The sequence below is a fragment of the Acinetobacter seifertii genome, assembly GCF_000368065.1.
Lineage (GTDB): Bacteria > Pseudomonadota > Gammaproteobacteria > Pseudomonadales > Moraxellaceae > Acinetobacter > Acinetobacter seifertii.
Genome location: NZ_KB851199.1, coordinates 97,083 through 120,568 on the forward strand (window position 1 = coordinate 97,083; position 23,486 = coordinate 120,568).

The 23,486-nt window shown below is 37.9% G+C and carries 24 protein-coding genes and 1 pseudogene; 13 read left to right on the top strand and 12 right to left on the bottom strand.

What is annotated here, in order from left to right; translation table 11 throughout:
- Together F985_RS26050 and F985_RS05435 are read right to left on the bottom strand one after the other, a co-directional pair.
- Window positions 1–1,197: multicopper oxidase domain-containing protein (locus F985_RS26050; protein ID WP_004698669.1), on the bottom strand; the 1,197-nt coding region annotated here is incomplete at its 3' end.
- Between the two features lie 83 nt (window positions 1,198–1,280).
- Window positions 1,281–1,622 carry a hypothetical protein gene (locus F985_RS05435; protein WP_000853608.1) on the bottom strand — a complete coding sequence of 114 codons (342 nt, stop codon included), beginning with the start codon at window positions 1,620–1,622 and terminating at the stop codon, window positions 1,281–1,283.
- Between the two features lie 149 nt (window positions 1,623–1,771).
- On the opposite strand from F985_RS05435, the gene F985_RS05440 reads away from it, so the two are divergent.
- Both F985_RS05440 and F985_RS05445 read left to right on the top strand, forming a co-directional pair.
- The gene (locus F985_RS05440) at window positions 1,772–2,455 is read left to right on the top strand and encodes a heavy metal response regulator transcription factor (protein ID WP_001221580.1); all 684 of its coding nucleotides are present in this window, start codon (window positions 1,772–1,774) and stop codon (window positions 2,453–2,455) included.
- On the top strand, window positions 2,445–3,821 hold the full coding sequence (locus tag F985_RS05445) for a heavy metal sensor histidine kinase (RefSeq protein WP_000149039.1): 1,377 nt from the start codon (window positions 2,445–2,447) through the stop codon (window positions 3,819–3,821). Before F985_RS05440 ends, F985_RS05445 begins: the two co-directional genes overlap by 11 nt.
- Before the next feature lie 77 nt (window positions 3,822–3,898).
- Here the strand turns inward: F985_RS05445 and F985_RS05450 are convergent, their stop codons facing one another.
- Window positions 3,899–6,238 (bottom strand): heavy metal translocating P-type ATPase, encoded by a 2,340-nt coding sequence (locus F985_RS05450; protein ID WP_004698673.1) that lies wholly within the window; start codon window positions 6,236–6,238, stop codon window positions 3,899–3,901.
- 281 nt (window positions 6,239–6,519) lie between these two features.
- Here F985_RS05450 and F985_RS05455 point away from each other — a divergent pair, with 281 nt between their 5' ends.
- Window positions 6,520–6,900, top strand: a complete 381-nt coding sequence (locus tag F985_RS05455) for a copper resistance CopC family protein (RefSeq protein ID WP_000689221.1) — start codon at window positions 6,520–6,522, stop codon at window positions 6,898–6,900.
- A gap of 67 nt (window positions 6,901–6,967) precedes the next feature.
- A complete protein-coding gene (locus tag F985_RS05460) occupies window positions 6,968–7,849 on the top strand; it encodes a copper resistance D family protein (RefSeq protein ID WP_002035490.1) in 882 nt (293 codons plus the stop codon).
- A 265-nt stretch (window positions 7,850–8,114) separates the two neighbouring features.
- Here F985_RS05460 and F985_RS05465 read toward each other — a convergent pair whose 3' ends face one another.
- The 7 genes from F985_RS05465 to F985_RS05490 form a co-directional block, all read right to left on the bottom strand.
- Complete coding sequence (locus F985_RS05465; protein ID WP_000951143.1) at window positions 8,115–9,164, bottom strand: DUF932 domain-containing protein; 1,050 nt, start codon at window positions 9,162–9,164, stop codon at window positions 8,115–8,117.
- A gap of 54 nt (window positions 9,165–9,218) precedes the next feature.
- The gene (locus F985_RS05470) at window positions 9,219–9,515 is read right to left on the bottom strand and encodes a hypothetical protein (protein WP_000553831.1); all 297 of its coding nucleotides are present in this window, start codon (window positions 9,513–9,515) and stop codon (window positions 9,219–9,221) included.
- Between the two features lie 91 nt (window positions 9,516–9,606).
- Window positions 9,607–9,936, bottom strand: coding sequence for a hypothetical protein (locus tag F985_RS05475; RefSeq protein WP_001068164.1), 330 nt, complete (start codon window positions 9,934–9,936; stop codon window positions 9,607–9,609).
- 58 nt (window positions 9,937–9,994) lie between these two features.
- Window positions 9,995–10,693, bottom strand: a complete 699-nt coding sequence (locus F985_RS05480) for a hypothetical protein (RefSeq protein WP_001985473.1) — start codon at window positions 10,691–10,693, stop codon at window positions 9,995–9,997.
- 81 nt (window positions 10,694–10,774) lie between these two features.
- Window positions 10,775–11,800, bottom strand: coding sequence for a J domain-containing protein (locus F985_RS05485; protein ID WP_000942646.1), 1,026 nt, complete (start codon window positions 11,798–11,800; stop codon window positions 10,775–10,777).
- Window positions 11,801–11,870: 70 nt separating this feature from the next.
- On the bottom strand, window positions 11,871–12,017 hold the full coding sequence (locus F985_RS25845; RefSeq protein WP_000682545.1) for a hypothetical protein: 147 nt from the start codon (window positions 12,015–12,017) through the stop codon (window positions 11,871–11,873).
- 100 nt (window positions 12,018–12,117) lie between these two features.
- Window positions 12,118–12,381: a hypothetical protein gene (locus tag F985_RS05490; protein ID WP_000790976.1), complete on the bottom strand. Its 264-nt coding sequence runs from the start codon at window positions 12,379–12,381 to the stop codon at window positions 12,118–12,120.
- A 546-nt stretch (window positions 12,382–12,927) separates the two neighbouring features.
- Here F985_RS05490 and F985_RS05495 point away from each other — a divergent pair.
- The 6 genes and pseudogenes from F985_RS05495 to F985_RS05515 all read left to right on the top strand — a co-directional run bounded on the left by F985_RS05495 (window position 12,928) and on the right by F985_RS05515 (window position 19,137).
- Window positions 12,928–13,143 (top strand): hypothetical protein, encoded by a 216-nt coding sequence (locus F985_RS05495; RefSeq protein WP_000489165.1) that lies wholly within the window; start codon window positions 12,928–12,930, stop codon window positions 13,141–13,143.
- Window positions 13,144–13,504: 361 nt separating this feature from the next.
- Entirely contained in the window at window positions 13,505–14,617 is a 1,113-nt protein-coding gene (locus F985_RS05500; protein ID WP_000235770.1) for a hypothetical protein, read from the top strand.
- Between the two features lie 749 nt (window positions 14,618–15,366).
- A pseudogene (locus F985_RS0104140) lies at window positions 15,367–16,601 on the top strand (hypothetical protein).
- A gap of 1 nt (window position 16,602) precedes the next feature.
- Window positions 16,603–17,583, top strand: coding sequence for a hypothetical protein (locus F985_RS05505; protein ID WP_000170392.1), 981 nt, complete (start codon window positions 16,603–16,605; stop codon window positions 17,581–17,583).
- Window positions 17,584–17,601: 18 nt separating this feature from the next.
- Window positions 17,602–17,877 (top strand): pyocin activator PrtN family protein, encoded by a 276-nt coding sequence (locus tag F985_RS05510; RefSeq protein WP_004698687.1) that lies wholly within the window; start codon window positions 17,602–17,604, stop codon window positions 17,875–17,877.
- 51 nt (window positions 17,878–17,928) lie between these two features.
- The gene (locus F985_RS05515) at window positions 17,929–19,137 is read left to right on the top strand and encodes an IS256-like element ISAba26 family transposase (RefSeq protein WP_000343018.1); all 1,209 of its coding nucleotides are present in this window, start codon (window positions 17,929–17,931) and stop codon (window positions 19,135–19,137) included.
- 46 nt (window positions 19,138–19,183) lie between these two features.
- Here the strand turns inward: F985_RS05515 and F985_RS05520 are convergent, their stop codons facing one another.
- The gene (locus tag F985_RS05520) at window positions 19,184–20,332 is read right to left on the bottom strand and encodes a tyrosine-type recombinase/integrase (RefSeq protein WP_000534873.1); all 1,149 of its coding nucleotides are present in this window, start codon (window positions 20,330–20,332) and stop codon (window positions 19,184–19,186) included.
- A 134-nt stretch (window positions 20,333–20,466) separates the two neighbouring features.
- On the opposite strand from F985_RS05520, the gene dusA reads away from it, so the two are divergent.
- Window positions 20,467–21,483: a tRNA dihydrouridine(20/20a) synthase DusA gene (dusA, locus tag F985_RS05525; RefSeq protein WP_004698689.1), complete on the top strand. Its 1,017-nt coding sequence runs from the start codon at window positions 20,467–20,469 to the stop codon at window positions 21,481–21,483.
- Between the two features lie 335 nt (window positions 21,484–21,818).
- Window positions 21,819–22,328: a hypothetical protein gene (locus F985_RS05530; protein WP_004698691.1), complete on the top strand. Its 510-nt coding sequence runs from the start codon at window positions 21,819–21,821 to the stop codon at window positions 22,326–22,328.
- A 1-nt stretch (window position 22,329) separates the two neighbouring features.
- Here the strand turns inward: F985_RS05530 and F985_RS05535 are convergent, their stop codons facing one another.
- Entirely contained in the window at window positions 22,330–23,235 is a 906-nt protein-coding gene (locus F985_RS05535; RefSeq protein ID WP_081401236.1) for a LysR family transcriptional regulator, read from the bottom strand.
- Window positions 23,236–23,368: 133 nt separating this feature from the next.
- Between F985_RS05535 and F985_RS26295 the strand changes: the two genes are divergently transcribed.
- Entirely contained in the window at window positions 23,369–23,440 is a 72-nt protein-coding gene (locus tag F985_RS26295) for a hypothetical protein (protein WP_223848716.1), read from the top strand.
- Window positions 23,441–23,486: the final 46 nt, after the last annotated feature.

The following is a 23,486-nucleotide window of genomic DNA, read 5'->3' on the forward strand; positions in this document are numbered from 1 at the left end:
CATACCTTTCATTGAAGACATATCATGATCCATTCCTTTCATTGAAGACATATCATGATCCATTCCTTTCATTGAAGACATATCATGATCCATACCTTTCATTGAAGACATATCATGGTCCATTCCCATATCTTCCATCGTCAGTAAAGCACGGGGACGAGGTGTCGGCATCGTAGTACTTTTTACAAGTGAAGTATTTTCATCATGTAATGTACCAATAGAAAAACCACTTCGATCAATAGATTCAGCTTCAATCTGATAATTTGCTTGTTTCGGTTCTACAATAACATCATAAGTCTCAGCTGTTCCTATCCGGAATTCATCCACTGGCACGGGTTTTACTGGTTGTCCATCTGCGCTGACTACTGTCATTTTCAGATTAGGAATTCTTACATCGAACAAAGACATTGCCGAGGCATTAATAAACCGAAGACGTACTTTTTCTCTAGCTTTAAAATTTCCAGTCCAATTTTGTTCTGGAGTCTTACCATTCATTAAAAACGTATAGTTTGTTACATCAGACATATCTGTCTTAAGCATTCGCATCTGATTCCACATGGAACGATCTTTCCATGTTGCCTTTAAACCGTCTCTTTTAATCTGCCTAAAAACATCAAAAACTGTTTCTCTTCGATTCTGGTAGTAATCAGCTTCTTTCTTGAGATTACTCATAATCTGACCACTAGTAGAGTTGTGAAAATCAGAGAGTAAGACTACGTAATCTCTATCAGCTTTTTCTCCGGCCGTTAAAGGTACTTTATTTTTGGGATAAATGACTAAAGGGCCATACAGACCATCTTGCTCTTGACCTTTACTATGCGAGTGATACCAATAGGTTCCATTCTGACGAACCTTGAATTTATATTCATAGGTTTTATTTGGTGCAATACCATCAAACTGGTTGAACCCAGGTACTCCATCCATGATGCCAGGTAAAATTAAACCATGCCAATGAATTGAAGAATCTTGGTTTTTCAACTTGTTGTGTACACGAATAACGGCATCATCGCCTTCCTCAAACTCAAGAAGAGGCGCAACAAACTTACCATTTACAGTAATTCGTTTTAGAGGCTTTCCTGTAATATTCACCGTCTGTTCAGCAATTGTTAAATCATATTCTTTAACCGCTGCCATAACCCAAGTCGACGAAAACAATCCGACTCCTATTAAAAGGACATGACTTAATTTTCTAGACATTTATTTTCACCTATCTATAGTTAATTGAGGGCTAAGCAGGTGGATAAAATACTTTTCCCTCAATATCTTATTTCGCGTATTAATTATTTATTTGGCATATTCATTTGAGAATGGTCCATCTCACCCATTTTAGAATGATCCATATTCATCATCTTAGAATGGTCCATATTCATCATCTTAGAATGGTCCATTTGGGACATATCAGACATTTGGCTGTGATCATGCTGACTATGATTCTGTTGATTTTCCTTATCTTCTTTCATATCACAAGGTTTTTTGCATTTCTCTTGCGCTTTTGAATTTACTTTAACTTCTGTACTTAAAGTATTTTTCTGTTGAGCATCAGCAGCCCAAGATTGGCTTCCAGCAATTAAAGTCCCAACACACATAAAAGCAGTTAAGCCACGACGGAATAGAGTTTTCATTGATTGCTCCAAAAATAAATTTTATATAACTAACTTATAGGTTGGAACCGGACATCTATGTGACTTGAAAATGACATTTTTGTAATCTACATCGCATCCTGTATTTATAACGTTATTATGGTCTTAATATGCGATACGGGGCTTAATAAATGAGAATCTTACTAGTTGAAGATGAACAAAAAACTGGTGATTATCTAAAGCAAGGTCTTTCTGAAGCAGGATATATTACAGACTGGGTTACAGATGGCTTATCAGGTAAACATCAAGCTCTTTCAGAAGAATACGATCTAATTATACTAGATGTAATGTTACCGAAGTTAGATGGCTGGAATATCATTAATGATATTCGCAAAAGTGGCAAAACTATGCCTATCCTTTTTCTCTCAGCTCGTGATCAAATTGAAGATAGAGTTAAAGGCCTGGAACTAGGAGCTGATGATTATCTCGTTAAGCCTTTTGCTTTTGCAGAACTTCTTGCCCGAATTAAAACCTTACTTCGTCGCGGTCAACAAAAGGAAGATAGCAATATTATTACAATTGCTGATCTTGAACTTGATCTTCGTAAACGTCGCGTCACACGTGCTGGACAAAGAATTGACCTTACAGCTAAAGAGTTCGCATTGATGGAATTATTTATGCGTAGACGTGGAGAGATTCTACCTCGTGCTCTTATTGCTTCTCAAATATGGGATATGAATTTTGATAGTGATACCAATGTTGTAGAAGTCGCTATTAAACGTCTAAGAAATAAAATAGATAGTAATTTCAGTCCTAAGTTGATCCAAAACATCCGCGGAATGGGGTATGTCTTAGAGGTAGAAGATGACTCATAAACTGTTTAATGCGATCAGTTTCCGTATTGCGATCATTTTTTCATTATCTACCATTATTATCTTAATGATTATGGGGCTGGTCATTCATCAGCTTGTTATGCATCATTTTGAAACTCAGGACCGCACTCAGCTAGAAGGGAAAATTCAGCTTTTAGAAAATTTACTGGAACAGAATCCGAAAAACACCGATGAACTAAAGATATATTTAAAAGATGCTTTAGTTGGTCATCATGATCTAATTGTCCAGATTGAACGCCCAACTGGCCAAATCATTTTTAGTTCAGCACCTGCCGTTATAAAGGCTCAAACATTAGTAAAGTCTAAACATATCCCTTGGATAGAGTGGGAAATTCAAAATAAAACATACCGTGGCTTAGTTTATAAAAAATCGTTTGATAAAAATATGAGTGTTCCAACTGCTCAAATTATTGTTGGAATCGATACCTCCGAACATCAACATTTTTTAAACGACTTTAGACGACAATTGTTATATATCGGAGTTGTGGGCACAATTTGTTTAATGTTTTTAGGTTGGTTTGCCGCATGGAGGGGCTTACGTCCAGTTCAGAAAATGGCAAAAGTTGCAGAAGGCATTTCAGCTCAGCATCTATCTGAACGATTAGCGGTCGATAATACACGCACTGAACTAAAATCATTAGCCATAGCCTTTAACGATATGTTAGATCGGCTAGAAACGGCTGTAGAAAAACTCTCAGATTTTTCATCTGATCTGGCCCATGAAATTAGAACACCTATTAATAATTTAATGACTCAAACTCAAGTATGTTTATCTCGTAGTCGGGATATTAATACTTATCAGGAAGTCCTCTTTTCTAATCTGGAAGAGTTTGAACGTTTGGCTCGAATGGTTTCAGATATGTTATTTCTTGCAAAGGCAGAGCATGGCCTACACTTACCAAACCTACAACAGGTCAGCCTAGTAAAAGAGATTTCTGCTTTATTTGACTTCTATGATGCTATCGCTGCTGAAAAGGGAATGTCCCTAGAACAAAGTGGACAAGGATACGTAAAAGGCGATCCCTCAATGTTACGTCGTGCACTGAGTAATTTACTATCAAATGCGATCAAATATGGTAAACCTGATTCAATAATTAAGATTAATTGCCGACAAAATATTGATACCACTATATTCACAATCGAAAATGAAAGCTCACCAATAACATCTGAACAGCTGAATCGATTATTTGACCGTTTTTACCGTACGGATGCATCCAGACAAAGAGTTGAGGAAGGCACAGGTTTAGGTCTAGCAATTACCAAGTCAATTCTTGATGTACATGGCGCAACGATTCAAGCAGACTATAACAACGGTCGGATAGTTTTTAAAATAACTTTTAAAAACTAATTTTTGTAAATAAAAGACAACTGACTACTCATTTCCAGTATCTAAAAAATTATGAGTAGTCAGAAAATGATCCTTTCTTAACTACGTAGCCTTAAAGCATTACCAATAACCGATGCTGAACTTAGGCTCATTGCTAAAGCTGCGATCATAGGAGAAAGTAGCCAACCAGTAAATGGATATAAAATACCCGCGGCTAAAGGGATGCCTAATGCATTATAAAGGAATGCAAACATCAGGTTTTGCTTCATATTTTTAATAGTGGCCTCTGACAGGGAGCGAGCGATCTCTATACCTCGTAAATCACCTTTGACTAAAGTGACTTGAGCACTATTCATAGCCACATCTGTTCCAGTCCCCATTGCAATACCAATATCCGCTTGAGCTAAAGCTGGGGCATCATTGATACCGTCACCTGCCATTGCAACCATTCTTCCTTCTTTTTGTAATTTATTAACCAGTTCCAGTTTATCTGCTGGTTTAACTTCTCCGTAAACTTCATCAATACCTAATTTAGCTCCAACTGATTTTGCAGTAGTTAAACCATCTCCTGTGGCCATTATAATTCTTAATCCAGAATTCTTCAGAGCATGCACAGCTTCAGGTGTACTGACTTTGATTGGATCTGAAACAGCCAATAGTCCTACGAGCGTCCCATCAACAGCCAAATGCATAACACTTGCGCCTTCTGCTCTTAATTGCTCAGCTTGAGGGATATATGTATCAACTGATATGCCGAGTTGTTCCATTAAAGCTGTATTGCCTAATGATAATTGTTGTCCATCTAACTCACCCTTAACACCAATTCCAGAACCTGACTCAAAAGATGTTGGTGTTGTTAGTACAAGATTTCTTTCACGGGCAGCCTGTACAATTGCATCCGCTAATGGATGTTCACTACCTTGATCCAAGCTGGCAGCTAATCTGAGAACTTCATTTTCTTCATATCCAGATAAAGCAATGACCTTATCAAATGAGGGGCGACCTTCTGTTAAGGTCCCTGTTTTATCAATAATTAATGTATCAATCTTACGTAAATTTTCTATTGCTGCAGCATCACGGAAGAGTACGCCATTGGATGCACCACGACCCGTTGCCACCATGATTGACATTGGTGTGGCTAATCCTAAAGCACACGGACAAGCAATAATTAAAACTGCGACAGCATTGATTAGTCCGTATACCCAACTCGGTTCTGGTCCAAATATTCCCCACCCAAAAAAGGTAAGGATAGATATACCGATCACCACCAGTACAAACCAGCCAGCTACCTGATCTGCCATTCTTTGCATAGGGGCTTTAGAACGCTGAGCTTGCGCTACCATTTGAACTATCTGTGAAAGTACTGTTGAAGAACCGACCTTTTCCGAACGTATCACTAATGAACCGTTCATATTCATTGTCGCACCGATTACTTGGTCACCTATACGTTTTGTTACTGGAACTGGCTCTCCCGTTAACATTGATTCATCAATAGAACTTGAACCTTCTGTAATTATTCCATCAACGGGGACCTTCTCACCTGGTCGTACTCTCAGTAAATCTCCAACATGTACATGGGAAAGTGGGATATCTTCCTCTGTGCCATCTTCATTAATTTTTCTTGCGGTTTTCGGTGCCAACCCAAGTAAAGATTTTATTGCTGACGAAGTTTGCGAACGTGCCTTTAACTCAAGAACTTGACCTAATAAGGTCAGTGAAATAATTGCGGCTGTTGCCTCAAAATATACAGCAACACGCCCCATAGAGATGAAAGACGCTGGGAAAACTTGTGGGGCTAGGGTTCCAACGACACTATAAATAAATGCAGCTCCAGTCCCAATTCCAATTAAAGTCCACATATTCGGACTACGATTTAAAATTGAATGCCAACATCTAACAAAAAATGGCCAACCTGCCCAAAAGACGATAGGTAAAGTAAGAACAAGTTCAATCCAGCTTTGTACCTTCATCTCAAACCAGTTCAACTGATGACCAAACATCGCCAAAAATATGATAATGAGGGTTAACGGTAAGGTGTACCAAAATCTTCTTTTGAAATCTTTAAGTTCAGGATTATCATCGGCTTCATCTAGATTGGGAAGTAATGGTTCTAGTGACATACCGCAAATCGGACAGTTACCAGGATGATTTTGTCGGATCTCCGGATGCATTGGGCAAGTATAAATTGATGAGGTATTTACACTATCTGAGTGTGTATCCATCTTATTTAGGGAGACATTTTCGGAAACAGATCTATCTTCTTTAGCAATGTAAAAAGTAGGATCATGCTTAAATTTTATCTGACATTTTTCACTACAAAAGTAAAAAGTCTTATTGCCAACTTGTTCATGAAATTTAGATTCTTCTGTTACAGCCATGCCGCAGACAGGATCCTTTAGTACGTTATTTATAGTTTTCTTTTCATGATGATGGTACATATAGAAACCTCCTTCATATTTGATTTTAAAAAATTAATTACCTTCGTGCAGAAATACATTTCTGATTATTTGAGTATTTAATGAACATTATTCTTGATAAAGTCAGTGTAACACTTGTGAGTTTTTAATTCTAAAAATGACAAAAATGTAATTTTGGAGTCATCAAGACGTTGCTCTCTTTCTTAAATAATAAGCATACAAAGAGTGATGACCAACTCGATCAATTTAGGAATTTCACTGGGTCATTACTTAGCACGTACTAATTTTTAAAAGGTGATGAAATGAAAATTTTCCAAAATAAAGTGTCAGCTCTACGTAATGTACTAGTAGGTGCGACTATGGTTGTAGCTGCTTCAAGCGCATTTGCTCATGTCAAACTTGAAAGTGCCACTCCAGCTATTAATGCATCTGTAGCAAGTCAGCCAAAAAATATAACTTTAAATTTTGGTGAAGAAGTCATGTTAATGAATGTCAAATTACTTGATGCTCAACGTAAAGACATCCCTTTAACTTATCAGATAACTCATGATTTAAAAAAATCATTTGAAGTAGCAGTACCTAAACTTAAGAAAGGTAAATACACAGTGGTTTGGACCACAATGGGTACTGATGGCCATAACATGAATGGCGAATATAGCTTCACTATTAAATCAGCGAAATAACTATAGAGCATCAATAGTCTATATGCCAGCAGCTTGCTGGCATATTGCTATCGCAGGGAGGAAAAATATGAATCCTGAAACTTGGATATATGCAACGTGGCTGATTAAAGTCGTTTTATATTTAGGAATAGCATTTGTTGTTGGTGGTGCCTTTAGCTATTTTCTACTGGGACGTTATGTAGAAATCAGGGAAACTCTTCTAAAGTACATTACTATTGGTGCAGGATTAGGCTTTATTTCAAGCACTTTAGGCTTCTTTGTTCTTATAGGAAGTTTTGCCAATACAGGTCTTTCAGGAATGTGGGACAGTAACTACATTAATATCTTAATAAATACTCCCACTGGGCATATCCATATCATCCGCTCAGTTAGTTTTGCACTTTTATTGTTATTTATGATTGTAAAGCTTAGTAAAGGGACTATCCAAGTTTCCAAAGTAGAAGGAACAATTTTTACCATCCTACTTATCCCCATGGTTTTTAGTTTTTCACAATTAGGCCATGTCACAAACTTGCCCTTTTTCGCTCAATTCTTATTATCAATACATGTCCTTGTAATGTCCTTATGGATGGGATCACTTTTTCCTTTATGGAAAACAAGTAAAAAAATTACTGGTCTTCCATTAAAAGATCGCATGCACTTATTTGGGAGAATCGCAGCATTTGTTGTGGGAATACTACTCGCTTGTGGTGCTAGTATTGCTCTGTTACTCATTAAAGATTTCAATACTCTACTAAATACTCCTTATGGGCATGGTTTTATTATTAAGATCGCATTTGTTCTAAGCATTTTATTATTAGCTGCTTTCAACAAATGGTATTTTACCCCTCGCTTACAAGACCCGAAATTTGCCAGACAGTTGGGCTATGCCATTTTATTTGAAATGTCATTAGGCCTAATGATCCTTTTAACGACTGGATATATTACAACTGTAGTGGGAATTGATTAAATAGGTATATAGTAATTTAAAAAAGTAAAATGAAAAAAATTATCTGATTCTGCTTGATTTCATCATTGGTTCAATCCTTGATATTTTTTCTAACTCCATAAGCTTTACTATTGTAAGTAGAGTGTAGTGTAAGACTGTAGAGTCTCAGATCTTTTAAAATATAGGGGTAAAATTACTTACCCCATAATCTGCCCATGTTTTTATAAATTAATTACATGATTTTCTGTAATTCATGTATAAATAAACTTAAACAAATAATCATAACTTATACAACCATTCTTAGTGCCTGTTCCAGCCCGCGTTGTTTAAGGTTGGCTCCTACCCCAAACCATGCTGAATCTAATCGGTGATCTTTTGAGATCGCACGTCGCTCATGATCAACAAACTCGGTAATACTACAAAGCAGTCCATACGCCGTATCTTTAGCTGAAGCTAACTCGGCACCACGACCATGCCCGTTAAACATGGTCATGACCTTAGACATCGCACGTCCATTTGGCTCAGTTTTATTGTCGGTTTTGGATGAGTTGATTTGTTTAGGCGTAGCTACATTACGGTAGAACTGAATGATACTTTCATCTTGTTCAGCAATATTCAGGTTTGTATTATTGAACACTGCATCGAAGTAAGCTGCTGCTTCCTGCTGGGTGACTTTACGCTGGCTGAGCTGCTTCATTTCATACATGTGCTCGTCCCATGCATGAACCGAAATACCCAATTGCTGTTTAATCTTTTCAGCATCAAACTTGGTACTGTGTGGAACTTTCACCACACCTGCACTACTATTCTGCCCACGTAAGGCAATCGCTAAGGTGTTATTACACACCACACGTACACTTGTAAATTGCGCCGTGGTGGCTAATGTCCCATCACATGCTGTTGCCAGAAGGATATAACCATTACTCACATCCTTTCCTTTCAGTGCTGTTGATTGTCCAGTCGTAGCCAGTGCCCAGAACTTACGACCACCTTTCAATACCCCTGCTGTTTCCAGTTCAAAGCCTGATTGTTCTGTCAGGTCTTTATAGAAGTTTAATATCTCCATCGGTTGCACCTCCTGATAACGCTGACTTACCACTGATAGCGGCGCATGAGTATCTGAACGATAAAGGACTCTCTGATCTTCATACGGCATGATGATGTTTTGTCCACGTTCATTTTTTGTCATATAGCTGACATTGGATGATTCAATTCGCCAATCCATCCCTGCTTGTTGTGCCCATACTTCTAAAGGTTGATTTCTAGTGAGTTGATTGCCCAAACCATGCCAAGGGGTTTGACCTACAAAAGCCATTGTTTCAACTTGATGTGCCATGATGTTTTTCCTATTAAGTGATTTAAATAATTTGATTAAGAGTTTGGGATGAAGTTAAGAAAAGCTTGATTGCTGGATTTCAAAATGTTGCAGACACTGCTCACACTGATAATGCAAGGACACTGTATTGTCTTGATGCTGGACGTAGAGCAGAAACATGCCCCCTACAACTAAACCAACAAAGCCACCGACTAGTGGGTGAATAGGACTACGTTTTGACAATTGCATACAGGCTGCTGCCAGAGACATGGGGGAGAATGATGAAAGTTTTGCAAATACACCTTGATGGCTTTGTTCTGACTGCCGTAGTAATTTCAGATGTCTCGAATGGCAGTAAGGACATTGATGCATAGTCGTCTCCTCTCAATAAAAGGCATAAAAAAAACCACAAGCAAATGCTTGTGGTTTGATTGAGCTTTATGTCGTTTTAGATTAAGTCAAATTAACGAGTTACTTTTGGAGTCGCTAAACCTTTCTTGCTACAAGGTTGGATACTTTCAATATATTGACCATCTCCAGTGTCTTTAAAGAAACCATGTTTTGATTTGATTTCTAAACATTGCCCCTTCTTAAAAGGTTTAACTTGTGGAACGACTTTAGCTGGTATAGCGTAGCTATTTAAAATGACTTCGCCTTTAGTAGTTGGAAAAACCACCGATTCTTCGCCGTAATAGACATTGGCTTTAAGTGTAATCTGCTCAGTTTTAGCAAAAGCAATAGAACTGAGTGAAAGACTTAAAATTCCACATGCGATAAGTTTGATTGGGTTCATGGTATTTTCTCTGATTAAGTAAAGTAATAATTAAACGAATGCTACAGACCAGCTTTAATTAGTGACCAAAGCATGGCTGGTATCCTTCGTGAAGGACTTGATTGCTGTTCTTATCCCAACTCACCACATACCAAGTACATTGGTAACGGTCAGAGTCCCATGCAGTACGATAGGTCATGGTATTACCTTGCTGGCTCCATCCTTCAACTCGTTTACTCACCTGATCTGGACTTGAGCGGCCCCATACATTCATGAGATGTGACGCTAACATTTGATCAATATTCGGGATGGTTGACTTTAAATCAGCTGGAGCAGATTTGATTGGCTTTAATCCATAGCGAGAAGCATTGGAACTTAAGGTTTTCCCTTCATGGTACTCACCATCAACTTCTGAACTGAGATTACCTAGACTTGTATCTTGTGCTTTTGCCTGATCAACCGCGGCTATTGCCCCCGCAACAACCTCATCTTCAGCTTGTGAATGAGCAGATTCTGATTCCGGGTTTTCCACCATACTTTCAATTCCAGTGAAACCTGATTCAACGGGTTCCGATGCTGCTTGTGTTGTGGCAGATTGATTTTGTACCTTAGATTGTTCTAAAGCGAGTTGTGCTAACTGAAGTTCAGTTTGTCGTTTTTGATGTTGATTAAATAAAATACCGCCTGCAATTAACACCGCCATCATGACTACAGTTAACAACCAATATAACGGTGGTATCTTTTTAGTTGAGTTAGTGCTGTTCTTTATCATATTCATATCATTACCTTGAAATAGAGGATATACGGCGCTTTAGGGCTGCCTTCACTGGGGTAATATGTAAGTAAAAATTCTTTATTTTCAGTTATTGTCCAAATAGCTTTTTAATAAAGCTCTTGCTTCATTCAGTTGCTGTGCCTGACTTTCAATCAACTGACGAACAGATTCAGGTAAGTTCTGGTATTTATCGGGATGGAACTCAGCCATCTTTTTTCGGTAAGCAGATTGTAAGTTCTGCTCAGTCAGTGAATTAGGCTGAATATCAAGAAGTTTGCACGCTTGAAGTTGTCCACCGTTGAAAGTAGAAGTAGTAGACTGATTCATTTCATCAGCCAGACATTGATAGATAATTTTGACCAGATCAGGAAATACGGCTTTAGAAACATTGGATACACGACATAAATGGGTCATGAAGAGATCCGCCTGATTCTGCTCAACCTGACCCAGTGCCATGGCATAAACCAGTTGTTCGATCATCTCCGTACGAAGCTTGTAAGCCAGCACATCTTTCAGTTCTGCAAAGCGATGTAATAATTCTTCATATTCAAAGTTGGGATGTTCAGTCAGTAACCTTTTAATATAGTGCTGTGATGCTTCATCATTCAGCTTTACAAAATGTTTAGATATTGCATGACTAGATTCAGGATTCCACTTACCCATATTGAATGTGATGAAATAAGCAAACAGATCAATAATTACCTTCAGTTCTGCATCAATCTGTGGTGGAGCCCGATCGGTTTCTGTTTCACCCTGACAAACTTCATTTAGAAATGAAGCCAATGTTCGTACTGTGCCCTTATCCAGTTGGGTAAAGGTCAGGGTTTCTATACGATTCAGTACGATGCCATGATTAATGACGCCAATATCTGCCTCGACATGATGAATACTTTTAAAGAGATAAACCGCTTCATCTCCAAAGCTTTCTTTATAAAAGAGTCCTGTCGCCGTCACACAAAGTCCAGCTTTAGCACTGCCAAATACCGTATCGTCAATTAGCATAAGGATTTCATCTGGATGAATTCCTTGAGGGAGATAACTCATAGCCCCTTGCAATTTTTTATAAGGAATAGCGGGTGCAAAATAAATATTGTCACTCGCTCTTAACATCAACATCCAACGGCTTTTCTGGAGTGATTCTCTCGATATGATTGTCATGGCAACTTCCCCAATTTAGCGACTAAAACAACCAACGTAGAAAATCAGCAGGCCAAACAAGTGCCCGACCCAAAGAATATGAACCAGAATAAATAGGGTACTGCCAAATCAAATACAGCCAATAACCAATCACAATGGTGAAATAAAGGCCAATCAATGGATGTTTCATTGTAAATTCCTCATTTTTTTAGGTAAGCCTATCCAACCCACTGCTCTATGGCAGCAGGTGAGATCAAAAGACAAACTAAGATTTAATGTGAATACGAGCTCTAAAGTTTATGTGCACATTGCTGACCAGACTTAAAAGACACCTCTTCGAAATCCTCTGGCATCCTGACTTGCATCATGCCAATCGCCTCCAGCTTTTCTTCACCATAATGTTCTTCCATCCTGTCGTAGAAGCAGGAACAGAAACTGCGACTTCCTCCCGTATTCCTACAGCTTTGTTTCATACCCTTTTCGAAATCAGAAGAACAACCAGTAACCAACAAAATACTGACACCTACCAAACCCATCAAAATTTTATTTTTCATCATTTTATCCAGTGACGTCGTCATGGAGCTTAGGCTTTTTTAGGCAACACGAAGCCTTGCCATGGTGTAGCTCACATGACATTTTTTTAAGTAAATTTTTAGACGAAAAGATCTAAAGCTTGAGAAACTAGAAGTTCATCAAATCCTATTAAAACTAATCAGGCGTTATAAAAAGAATATGCATAGCCAACTCCTTTATATTGGGAGTTCTGCCAAAGCATTAGAGAATTATGGTGGCAGAACGAGAAAGGGTTGACAGACCGGATTGGATTGACACCAGCACACTCGAAAGTGTCCCTCTCCCGTCCTACCGCAACGGGAGGAGACGAGATGTACCCTCAAAATTATTCCTCAGAAGGAATAACTCTGATGCAACCCAATAAAACGGTCTGTCAAAACCGACTGGCAATGTGGCCAGCAAGCAAAGGATAATGTGCAATATTTAAGGTGTCAATGATCTATCGACTAAGTCGTAAAGTGATTGTTATTGTTTTTCATTAGATTAATTCTTTAAACTAACCATTAGGTAAATTTAAGGATGATTCAGTGTTTCGGTTAAAGTGTCTTGGTGGTCCACTGTATGGACAAGAATATTCTCATGCTCAGGATGAGTTTATTTTTAAAGACAAACAGACAGGAAAGCAGACGCGTTATCGAAAGCAGGCTTTAAACTTCACCCCACCCCAAGAGTTCTTTATAGCAGAGTCAATTTCTACAACCGTAGCCTACAATCTTGCATTGCAATTAATGAAACGCTATTGAGACCTTTTAGTAATACAAAGACATACTATTAACTAACCAATAATGAGTGATTTTCTAGCACTTGATTCAGTCCATAATAAATTTATAATCCAGTAGAATGCTTCACAGTACTACAAGTTTAGTCCAACAATTATAACTCTAAGCTACATTTTGATTTTGACTACTTTTCACCCAAAACATCGCAAGTCGGTACAGAATCATCATAAGTCGGTACATAAATGGAGTGCAGTTTAACACCTAACACCCCTCTACAAATGCTCATAATTCACTCTCAAGTTAAGCTAAATCATTTTTAAATTATAAGTAGTTACGACTTATAATATATGCACTTCTTTTAAAATGAATAAGTGAACTTGATTACATGGCAACTTCAGCTAAAAAAAATGCTAAGGCTAAACAAGAAACCACATCTACGAGTAACATCAAAAAACTTATTGGCTTAATTGACCAACTTGAAGAACATATTATTAAAAGACATAAATTTCCCTATGGTTTGCCATCAGCCTATGCCGAACACTACAAAGCTTATTTACCCGAACAAATGGAACCTATCAGTGAAGAAATGACGGATAATGACCGAAAGTGGTTTTATGAACAGCTTGATCAAGGCTTATTAAAAGAATCGCCAGAACAAAAGGCTCTCCGTCAACAGGCATGGAGATTACCCCCACCATTACTTCGAGGTAAATCGGAAATTTACATCTACATTCCCGAAGAGGACCGACTTGCCCGACACTATGGCGAAATCGCGACTGAAATTCGTAAATTCAAAAACTTGGTATCAACTAAAACCAGAATATTCAAAAAAACAGCACAACAAGCTGAGAAACATTTTGAAGAAGCATTTCGTCTCTACTCCAAACATTATGATTGTTCTTTCTATATCTACACGCTACCAGAAGATATCTATAAACAGATTAGGCAATCTCAATTAGCCCGAAACAGCCATAAAAAATCCCAGAGGGTAAAAAAAACTTACCTCTCACTTGTTCAACGTTTTATTACCAGTAATCAAAAAACTTACTCAAGTATGGATACGGTTCTAGGAGCCATTGAGCAGCAAGCTATCTCAAAAATTCCAGAATACCTCACTCAAGAATACAATGCTGAAATAGAACATTGTTTACGAAAAAAAGAAGAAGCTGAATATTTTCTTTTTGCAGCTCGAAATGATCTATCTACAGCTGAAGTCAAAGAAATTGAAGAATATGGTAAAAAAACTGTAATCATACAAGCTCAGAACCGTGATCAACCCCTAACTTCTTTTGCAGGTCGCCCTATCGAACGTTATAAGGAAATAAGAGTATTTTATCAGAAAAAGATTTCTGCCTTAGAAACTCAAAAAAGTAAAATTAGAACCGACGATCAGAGAATGAAGTTACTGAATAGCGCTAAATCTTGGTTAAAGGAAAGCGAGCCAAGCCTATATGATGCGCTGAACATTTTTATAGAAAAGAAAGGTAGAAAACTTTAGAATTCCCCTCCCACCCCAATAAAAATCCGATCACTCACATAATTTATTTAGAGCCTGTTAGTTCTACACTGACATGCTCTTAAAAAAAATTAATAAATTTTTAAAAGAGTAATAATTACAATGAAATTTCTATATTTTAAAGATTTTAAATACATATATATCAGTAGCTTAAATAAATTCTTCGCAGATTTTTAGAGGGTGCTTAATTTTTTTCTAGAATTTCCCTTATGCAATCAAGCATACAAAACTTGCTACATAAGGAACCAATATGACCAACTCAAACCTAAGCCAGCAACACATCAAATTAATAAGTACATTCAATTGGAAGCTTAGCAATTTACGGGTGTGGGTCACCCGAAGAATAGCTCAACGAAGCCATTTAAATGCTGCATAACGCAGGACATCACAACTTTTAAAAAGTCCTCGTATTACCGTCATTTTTTGGTAGAGCATTCTCGAAGTAAAGTGCAATCGGCTTTTCGGTTTAAATACAATTGTAATAAGTAATATTAGATATATGTAATTAATCTACTAGATACTTATTGTCATAAGCAGTGTGCCTTAGCAAATACTGCTTATAGATTAGATTGATTTAATTGTGTATCCATTTGAGATGAATACACTCCAGATAGATTAGCCAATATCCACTCTACGCCTACCCTAATGGACATTTCTAAACGATGTCCATAGGGAGAGCATTTACCTCATGACGCCTGATACGTAATTAATTATTTGTATGTAGGTATACTATGAAATCTCTGAACAACACAGCTAAACCAATTCTTCCACCTATCGCACAGTTCTCAGTTGCAGATAGAGATGCATTCCTAGAACAGCTCAAGGAAGATTTTTCAACTCATGAGTACATGACAGAAAACGGTAAGATTAAAGTATTCAAAACGAGTATAAACCCTGAAGTTGAAAAAATGCTCAGTCGTGTTGAGTTCATCAAGTATTTTGAGAAAGAGCGCCCAATCGCTACTCTTAAATCTGTTCAAAGTTTTAAGGGCAAAGAGCAACTACGTGTTGAATATGCGAAGGATATTCCACTTTTGCTTAAGTGCCAGCTTACAACAATCTTTGTGTCTGCTCACTCTGGCAATTACAAGATGGGCATAGAGTTACAGGCCTTTAAGGATTCATTCTTAGAACTTTCAAAGGAAGAACAATATACCCTTTATGAATTTTCTCTGATCAATCAGTGTTACACATCTGAACAGGCTCAGGCTTATGTTGCAGCTTTAATTAAATTTCAGAAGTTGTTTGCAATAAGAATGAGCAGTGCCTCAATTCGTAAACAACTTTCGAATCGTGCTAGTAATCGACGCCGTTCTAAAGAGCGTTGTGTTGAGCTTGTAGAGACTCTACTCAAGATCCATTCTCGAATCCTTGTTGTTCGAGTAGACCTAGGATTAATACGCGATCCAGCTAAGCTTCAACAGCTTGCTATCTCAACTGATTTTGCTCAGGCTGAACATGATAGTGAGTTTATGCAAGAGTCTTTTATTCGGTTCTATGATGCATCTAAGCATAATCAGCTTAAGCAAGCGCTCGGGTATATCCTGCGTATTGAACACACCCCAACCAAGGGATTCCATGGACATCTTTATTACTTCTTCAATGCCAATGACCATCGTGAGGACATCACGTGGGGCAATATATTGCTGAGAAATGGAGGGTTGCTACAAACAATCTTGGGACTGCTTTTATCTGCAATATGAAGAAAGATGAGTACCGCTATCGTGCCTTAGGCATTTTGGAGTATACCGACCATGAAATGCTTAAGAATCTCAAGGCTACGTTTGACTACATATGCAAAAATGATCAGTACTTCGCCTTTACTAATGGAGAACAAATTCGGAGCTTCCGAACAAGCCAAATACCAAAAGTTCCTGCTACCAAACTTGGCCGTCCACGCAAGTTCGAGCAACTTAACCTACTAGACTCTGATCAGTCAGATGATGCTCAAGTAGGAGGACAGTAACATGACTAAGTACGCATCAGATGCTTTACTTGCAGCTACACATTCGTCATGCAGCATTCAACCTATTTGGGCTTACGATCTGATTGGTTCTGAGAAGTCAGCAAAAGCTCTTGGGAGATCAAAAACTACAAGCATGTTTGCAAAACAAAATTCTCAAAATAGTAATCAGGCATTATCTCTCAGTAAACCTGTTGAGTTGATTAGATCAGCATATCCATTAGTGACAGGCTCCCCTGTCACTAATGGGATGTTATCTGTTCGACTAAAGCCAGAGAACGAATTGTTTATTCAGTTTATTAAACATATGGGGCCTATGCTTAATGGGGGGATTTACTGCCACGATCAGTATTTTTCTAATCAAATTACGGGCTACCAATATATGCTCAACACTAGGCAGTTTAGTGAGGATTTAACAGCTTGGAATACAGAACAAAGTCGTGCTGAAGAGTTATTTGATTCGACAATGAAGGTTCTATTCAGAGACTACGCAGGCTTCGAAACACATGAGCTATATTTGCCAATGCTATTTACGCTTTCAGCGAATACTCCAATGTATTCGAAACAACAATATTTAGATCAGCAGAAAAAAGAGATGATCGCCATTTTCCTTAATGAAGGTGGAAATAATGAAATTATTGCCGTATTTTCGAAATGGGAACTTACACCCCAAGGACAATTAGCACTTAGGCTGGTGTTTTTACTGGAACGCCAGTTCATAGATGATCCTGTTGGTTCTTCTGATGAAAATGCTTTCATTGCCTTACGAGGTAATCTGGAAGGCCTATTTAATTGCAAAGCATATCCTGTATCTATGCCATTAAACGGGTTTATGCAAACTAATCATTTTTTTAAAAGTGATCCAAGGTGCAAAGATCTTATTAAGCTGCTCAAAACGTACCTGATAGGCAGTGATGCAGTCCTTCGAATTTGGGATACACAGTCCAATTTTGATGTGTTGTATTCAAAGTTTAAAACTAACTAGTTAAGAGGCTATTTCACAATGGGTGCATTCCAGTTAAACACCGCTGATTACCTATTTATGAAATATCGCTCTATGACTGTCGAATTAATGAGCATAGTACAAGACTACTATCCTCACTTAAGCAAGGCAGAGGCGCTGAGAAAGGCAAATAATCAAGAGTTTCCTTTCTCTGTCTTTAAAATAGATTCAAGCAAACGCGCACCATTTCTGGTGCACGTTAAAGACTTGGCTGATATCTTAGATAAGAAGTATTCTGAAGCTGCTAAAGAAGGGACTGTTCTAAATTTTGTGTAAGTACTTAATTTTCATTTATCCTTCAGAGGATAATTACAAAAGGTACTTCACATGGATGAAGCAACAATCAAAAGTATGGCTGCCGAATTGGCTAAAGGTCTAAAAACACCAGAAGACTTAAACCAAATGACAGCAGTCTTTAAAAAATTCATGATTGAAACTGCACTCAATACTGAACTTTCAGACCATCTCGGTTATGAAAAGCATCAGCCCAAGAAAGGCTCAAATAGCCGTAATGGGTTTAGTTCTAAAACCATTACAACTCAAGATGGACAACTGGCTTTAGATATTCCCCGTGATCGAGAAGGTTCATTTGAGCCACAAATTATCAAAAAGCACCAAACACGCATCACCAGTATGGATGACCAAATCCTCTCACTGTATGCAAAAGGAATGACTAATAGGGAAATTGTAGCCTTCTTCAAAGAAATGTACGATGCCGATGTGTCAGCATCTCTCATCAGCAAAGTTACCGATGCTGTGATTGAGCAAGTGACTGAGTGGCAAAATAGAGCCTTAGATAGCCTTTATCCTGTTGTCTATCTTGACTGTATTGTTGTCAAAGTCCGTCAGCACTCCAATGTGATTAACAAGTCCGTATACCTTGCTTTAGGCATCAATATGGATGGGCAAAAAGAATTACTGGGTATGTGGATTGCTCAGACAGAAGGTGCCAAATTCTGGCTGTCAGTCATGACAGAGCTAAAAAATCGAGGAGTACAGGACATTCTTGTTGCCTGTGTAGATGGATTAAAAGGCTTCCCTGACGCGATAGCCTCTGTTTACCCTCATACTGATATTCAACTGTGTATCGTGCATGTTGTACGCAATAGCCTGAGATTTGTAAGCTGGAAAGACTACAAAGCTGTTACGTCGGGTCTGAAAGCGATTTATCAGGCAAGTACAGAGGAAAATGCTTTAAAATCCCTAGACATCTTCTGTGATCAATGGAATCACCAGTATCCCAAAATTGGAGAATCCTGGCGGGCCAATTGGGAAAATATCCGAACGATCTTTAGCTATCCAGCCGAAATACGTCATGCAATTTATACAACAAATGCGATTGAGTCGTTGAATAGCGTAATACGCCATTCAACGAAGAAAAGGAAAATCTTTTCATCTGATGACTCAGTAAAGAAGGTCATTTACTTAGCAACATCAAATGCTGCGAAGAAATGGACGATGCCAATTCAAAATTGGCGTTTAGCAATGAATTGGTTTACGATTCAGTTCGATGATCGATTAAAAGATCATTTATAAAAAATGGAACTTACACAAAATAATTTACAGGCTCCTAAAGACTTTGCTACGTTTCATCAATGAGGCGTAGCACCTCTTCCAATTGAATTACATTTCGCCTTGACTTCACAGAAACATACCGCTGTAAGCTCCCCCAAGAATCATGCAAACTTACTTTCTGAATTTCAGGAATAGTAAAACTTTGTTCTGCAAGTCTCGTACAACCTTCATGTCTCAAATCATGAAAATGTAAATCCTCTATTCCCAATATTTTACATGCTTCGCGAAACTCTTTTCCTATGCTTTTGGGATTCAAAGGTAATAAGAGTTGTTCATCATATCCTAATCGAAGCATACGACTCCGCACTTCATTATCTAATAAAAGTTCAATTATTGTTTTACAAGGTTCCAACACATCAAAAGACTTGTGATTACCTTTAGAACCGTTCGGATTTTTCAAATCATGAACTTTCCATGAAGAGTTGTAAGAATCATAATCTTGCAGCCATAAGCGTGTTAACTCTGCTTCACGTCTACATGAAAAAATTGCGAACCAAATAATTAAATGCATTGGATACTTAGTACCGTATTTATTTAACTTCCAACGCTCAGCAAAAAGTTTTGTTAAAGCAATTAACTCTTCCTTTGTAGGAAGCCTATCTCTCACTTTACTAGACGAGATTTGACGAGTTTTTCTAAGCTGTGCTGTAGCTTTATCGAAGTTACTTAAATCAACTTCCATACCCCACATAACAGATGCATGAGATAGAACACCTCTAATATGTAAAAGCTCATGCTGCTGTGTACTTGTTGCAATAGGTTCTAAACCAAGATTAGGCACGCCTCTTCGTCTTAGAGCCACATGCTCAGCCAAATGTATCGAATGTATTTTTGTGATAATATTGCGCGCAATTGGCAACTTCTTAATTAAGAGTAGAGAATAGCGTTTCGTCCTGCCGTACTCGCTCCCAACTTCATCCAAATATTTATCTATGGCATCTGACAAAGTTAGATCAATCAGTTGTTCTTTGCCAAGTAAAATGTCTGGATTTTCTTGAATCTCAACTTCTCTTTTTTTAAGCCAGTTTTCTGCCACTTTTTTTGAATAAAATGTTTTGCTTTCAGAATAAGCAGGATAACCTTTTTTGTTGATCCGGATAGCAGCTCGGTAACTAACACTTCCATCTGCACTTTTTCTGGCAGTAATTGACCCCATAATTTTACACCATGAACCATTTTTTTCATTATGGTGTAAATTCTGGTGTAAATGCAAACCGATTAACGCAGCTAAACATGAGTTCCCACAGATTCAAACAGGTTGCAAAACACTGATTAAAGGTATGATTTTTAATGACTATTAACAAAACCATTGAAACTATTAAATCTCCAAGAATCAGTGTAGCCCCAATGATGGACTGGACTACAAAGGATTACCGATTCTTTGCAAGGTTGTTTAACCCAAACGTTGTGCTGTATACCGAAATGGTAACGACAGGCGCGATTTTATTTGGCGATGCAAAACGCCACTTGGACTATAACGCTCAAGAACACCCGATCGTACTGCAACTCGGTGGTTCAAACCCACAAGAACTTGCCACTTGTACAAAAATGGCTGAAGACTGGGGGTATGACGAAGTCAACCTGAATGTAGGTTGCCCAAGTGACCGTGTACAGAATAATAAAATCGGTGCATGTTTAATGGCAGAACCAGACTTGGTCGCTGAATGTATTCATAGCATGCAAAAAGCCGTGAATATTCCAGTAACGGTAAAGCACCGTATCGGTATTGATGATATGCAGTCTTATGAAGAAATGCTGCACTTTGTAGATACTGTTGCGGCAACGGGCTGCACGCACTTTGTCGTCCATGCCCGTATTGCCATATTGAAAGGTTTGTCTCCGAAAGAAAACCGCGAAGTACCACCTCTACGCTATGAAGATGTTTACCGTTTAAAGCAAGAACGCCCACATCTAACTATTGAAATTAATGGTGGTATTAAAACTTTTGCTGAAACTCAAGCTCATTTACAGCATGTTGACGGCGTGATGATTGGCCGTGAAGCCTATCACAACCCTTACCTACTTGCTGAGCTCGGCCAACTCTGGAACTTAGAAGCACCAGACCGTTTCGATATTATGGAACAAATGCTGCCTTATATCGAGCAACGCATGGCTGAAGGTGCACCACTCTCTATTATTACCCGTCATATTTTAGGTTTATTTCAAAACTTACCGGGTGCACGTAAATGGCGTCAGGCATTGAGCGGTGGAAATGCGAAAACTTTAGCTGATGTAGAGAATGCAATTCGAAACATGCAAGCTGCCATCATTCGTACTGAAGAATATGTAAAAGAGCATCAGGTTTAAGCGCGCTCAGCGCCTTTAAATTGTAAGAAAATGTGGCATTTTAAATCAGAGACTTAGATTTTGAGTATATTCGCAAATGTCGGCTCAAAATATTTAAATTTAAGCTCTGATTAATTATTTAAAATGAATAATATCAAGTAATTAAATTTGACTGATTTCAGCCATCCTTTTAACTAGGCTTTTTTTCTTAGTCAGAAATAAAAACTGGAAAAAAGATACGTTATTACATAACATAAACAAAACTTTTAAGTTTGGGCAATTAGTATCTCTGAACGCCACAGGTAGGTGGTGATTTTCTAAATACGGATATAGGTAGTACGGGTAGAGATTTCACGATGATTATTTATGACGGACAAGTAGCTGATAACTATATGTATCAGGATTCAAATCAGGCAGCGATTGTTGTATCACACAGCACACCAAGCCTTCCTTATCCCTTCACCATGAAACCCAATAATCACCGCACTGAAAGCAACACCCCTCCAGCCATAGATGTAGAAAAATTCGTAGCAAAATTAGAAAGTGTTACCTCTAGACGCAGTAAAGCTCGTTGTGCACGTAGCATTCGTCTTGCACTTGAGTCTGCTGGTGCCGATGTTGAAAACCATCCAATTGCAGCATCTGATTGGGGTGATACCCTGAAAAAGATCGGCTATAAAGAAATTGATCCAGCTTTTGATGAGCCGCAAGAAGGCGACATTTACATCATTCATAGAACCCGCAATCACGTTTATGGGCATATTGCTGGTTACACAGGTAGTGAATGGGTTTCTGACTTTAAACAAAGCAGTTATGACGTCTATAAAGATGATAGCGTTACTTATACTTACTACAGATTAGGCTAATTCATTTTTTAAGATAAAACATTTGATGAATTTGCTCGGCACAGCGTTGAATCATTTCATCATGATCTTTTCTATAGACCAACTGAACTTCTGAAAGTGACAAATAATCTGCCAAAGGTAATAGCTTGACCTGATGGGGCAATATTTTCTCAAACTCTTGGGGAACAATGCTAATACCCAAATTTTCAGCGACTAACTGTAATTGGCTTAACTTACGTGATTGGATCATTGCTGCTTTAGGCCAGAAGCCAGCCCCTACACACAAGTTTGAAACCAAATAGCTTAAACCGCCTCGTTTAGAATGTGGTGTAGAAACAAAATACTCATCTTTTAGGTCTTTGACTTGAATCTCTTGTTTACTTGCAAATTTAGCATGATCAACATGCACAGCCACCATTAAAGGTTCTTCATATAGCTTAATAATACTAAGCTCATCTAAAGTGTGCCGAACGGGCGGCCGAATAAAACCAATATCAATTTCTCCACTCATTAAAGCTAGAATTTGATGCTCAGACGACAAAGTATTTATCTCAAAATTTATATGATTGGCTAAGCTAATTTCTTTTAATATATGAATCTTTCTCTCATCCATAATAATACTGCTCGAGTGAGCAATTTTAATCTGGCGATTTTTTCCTTCAGCAATATTCTTAGAAACTCCAATGATTTCATTTAAATAGTGCATATTATTTTTTATTTTTTTATAGAAAACCTCTCCTGCCGTTGTAAGCTTTACTTTCTTATCAGTGCGATCAAATAGCTGAAAGTCAATTTCTTCTTCTAATAGCTTCATTTGTCGACTTAAAGCAGACTGAGCAATAAAGAGCTTTTCTGAAGCAGCAGTAAAACTCCCTTCTTCTACAATTTTTATAAAATATTGGAATTGTTTTAATGTGAGCATTACCATCTCAAAATTAGATTATTAGGTCTATTTTCTATATTAGATTAGATAGATTGCCTTCGCTAGAATTTTATCAAGACCACTCACTTGATTGAATTATTCATGAAGTATTTTAAAGGTTTCACCATCTTTACTGTCGTTGTTCTACTTTTATGGTGTTTTAAATTTTACGATCAGCAGCTTCCAACACAGCCCAAACACGACACTATAGAGCTATATGATTAAATAGCTTTTCTCAAAAATAAAAGGCATGCACT

What these genes read in the sequence shown, in the direction of transcription:
- F985_RS05435 (WP_000853608.1), bottom strand. Translation starts at nt 1,622, where the DNA reads ATGAAAACTCTATTCCGTCGTGGCTTAACTGCTTTTATGTGTGTTGGG.
- F985_RS05440 (WP_001221580.1), top strand. Translation starts at nt 1,772, where the DNA reads ATGAGAATCTTACTAGTTGAAGATGAACAAAAAACTGGTGATTATCTA.
- F985_RS05445 (WP_000149039.1), top strand. Translation starts at nt 2,445, where the DNA reads ATGACTCATAAACTGTTTAATGCGATCAGTTTCCGTATTGCGATCATT.
- F985_RS05450 (WP_004698673.1), bottom strand. Translation starts at nt 6,238, where the DNA reads ATGTACCATCATCATGAAAAGAAAACTATAAATAACGTACTAAAGGAT.
- F985_RS05455 (WP_000689221.1), top strand. Translation starts at nt 6,520, where the DNA reads ATGAAAATTTTCCAAAATAAAGTGTCAGCTCTACGTAATGTACTAGTA.
- F985_RS05460 (WP_002035490.1), top strand. Translation starts at nt 6,968, where the DNA reads ATGAATCCTGAAACTTGGATATATGCAACGTGGCTGATTAAAGTCGTT.
- F985_RS05465 (WP_000951143.1), bottom strand. Translation starts at nt 9,164, where the DNA reads ATGGCACATCAAGTTGAAACAATGGCTTTTGTAGGTCAAACCCCTTGG.
- F985_RS05470 (WP_000553831.1), bottom strand. Translation starts at nt 9,515, where the DNA reads ATGCATCAATGTCCTTACTGCCATTCGAGACATCTGAAATTACTACGG.
- F985_RS05475 (WP_001068164.1), bottom strand. Translation starts at nt 9,936, where the DNA reads ATGAACCCAATCAAACTTATCGCATGTGGAATTTTAAGTCTTTCACTC.
- F985_RS05480 (WP_001985473.1), bottom strand. Translation starts at nt 10,693, where the DNA reads ATGAATATGATAAAGAACAGCACTAACTCAACTAAAAAGATACCACCG.
- F985_RS05485 (WP_000942646.1), bottom strand. Translation starts at nt 11,800, where the DNA reads ATGTTAAGAGCGAGTGACAATATTTATTTTGCACCCGCTATTCCTTAT.
- F985_RS25845 (WP_000682545.1), bottom strand. Translation starts at nt 12,017, where the DNA reads ATGAAACATCCATTGATTGGCCTTTATTTCACCATTGTGATTGGTTAT.
- F985_RS05490 (WP_000790976.1), bottom strand. Translation starts at nt 12,381, where the DNA reads ATGAAAAATAAAATTTTGATGGGTTTGGTAGGTGTCAGTATTTTGTTG.
- F985_RS05500 (WP_000235770.1), top strand. Translation starts at nt 13,505, where the DNA reads ATGGCAACTTCAGCTAAAAAAAATGCTAAGGCTAAACAAGAAACCACA.
- F985_RS05505 (WP_000170392.1), top strand. Translation starts at nt 16,603, where the DNA reads ATGACTAAGTACGCATCAGATGCTTTACTTGCAGCTACACATTCGTCA.
- F985_RS05510 (WP_004698687.1), top strand. Translation starts at nt 17,602, where the DNA reads ATGGGTGCATTCCAGTTAAACACCGCTGATTACCTATTTATGAAATAT.
- F985_RS05515 (WP_000343018.1), top strand. Translation starts at nt 17,929, where the DNA reads ATGGATGAAGCAACAATCAAAAGTATGGCTGCCGAATTGGCTAAAGGT.
- F985_RS05520 (WP_000534873.1), bottom strand. Translation starts at nt 20,332, where the DNA reads ATGGGGTCAATTACTGCCAGAAAAAGTGCAGATGGAAGTGTTAGTTAC.
- dusA (WP_004698689.1), top strand. Translation starts at nt 20,467, where the DNA reads ATGACTATTAACAAAACCATTGAAACTATTAAATCTCCAAGAATCAGT.
- F985_RS05530 (WP_004698691.1), top strand. Translation starts at nt 21,819, where the DNA reads ATGATTATTTATGACGGACAAGTAGCTGATAACTATATGTATCAGGAT.
- F985_RS05535 (WP_081401236.1), bottom strand. Translation starts at nt 23,235, where the DNA reads ATGGTAATGCTCACATTAAAACAATTCCAATATTTTATAAAAATTGTA.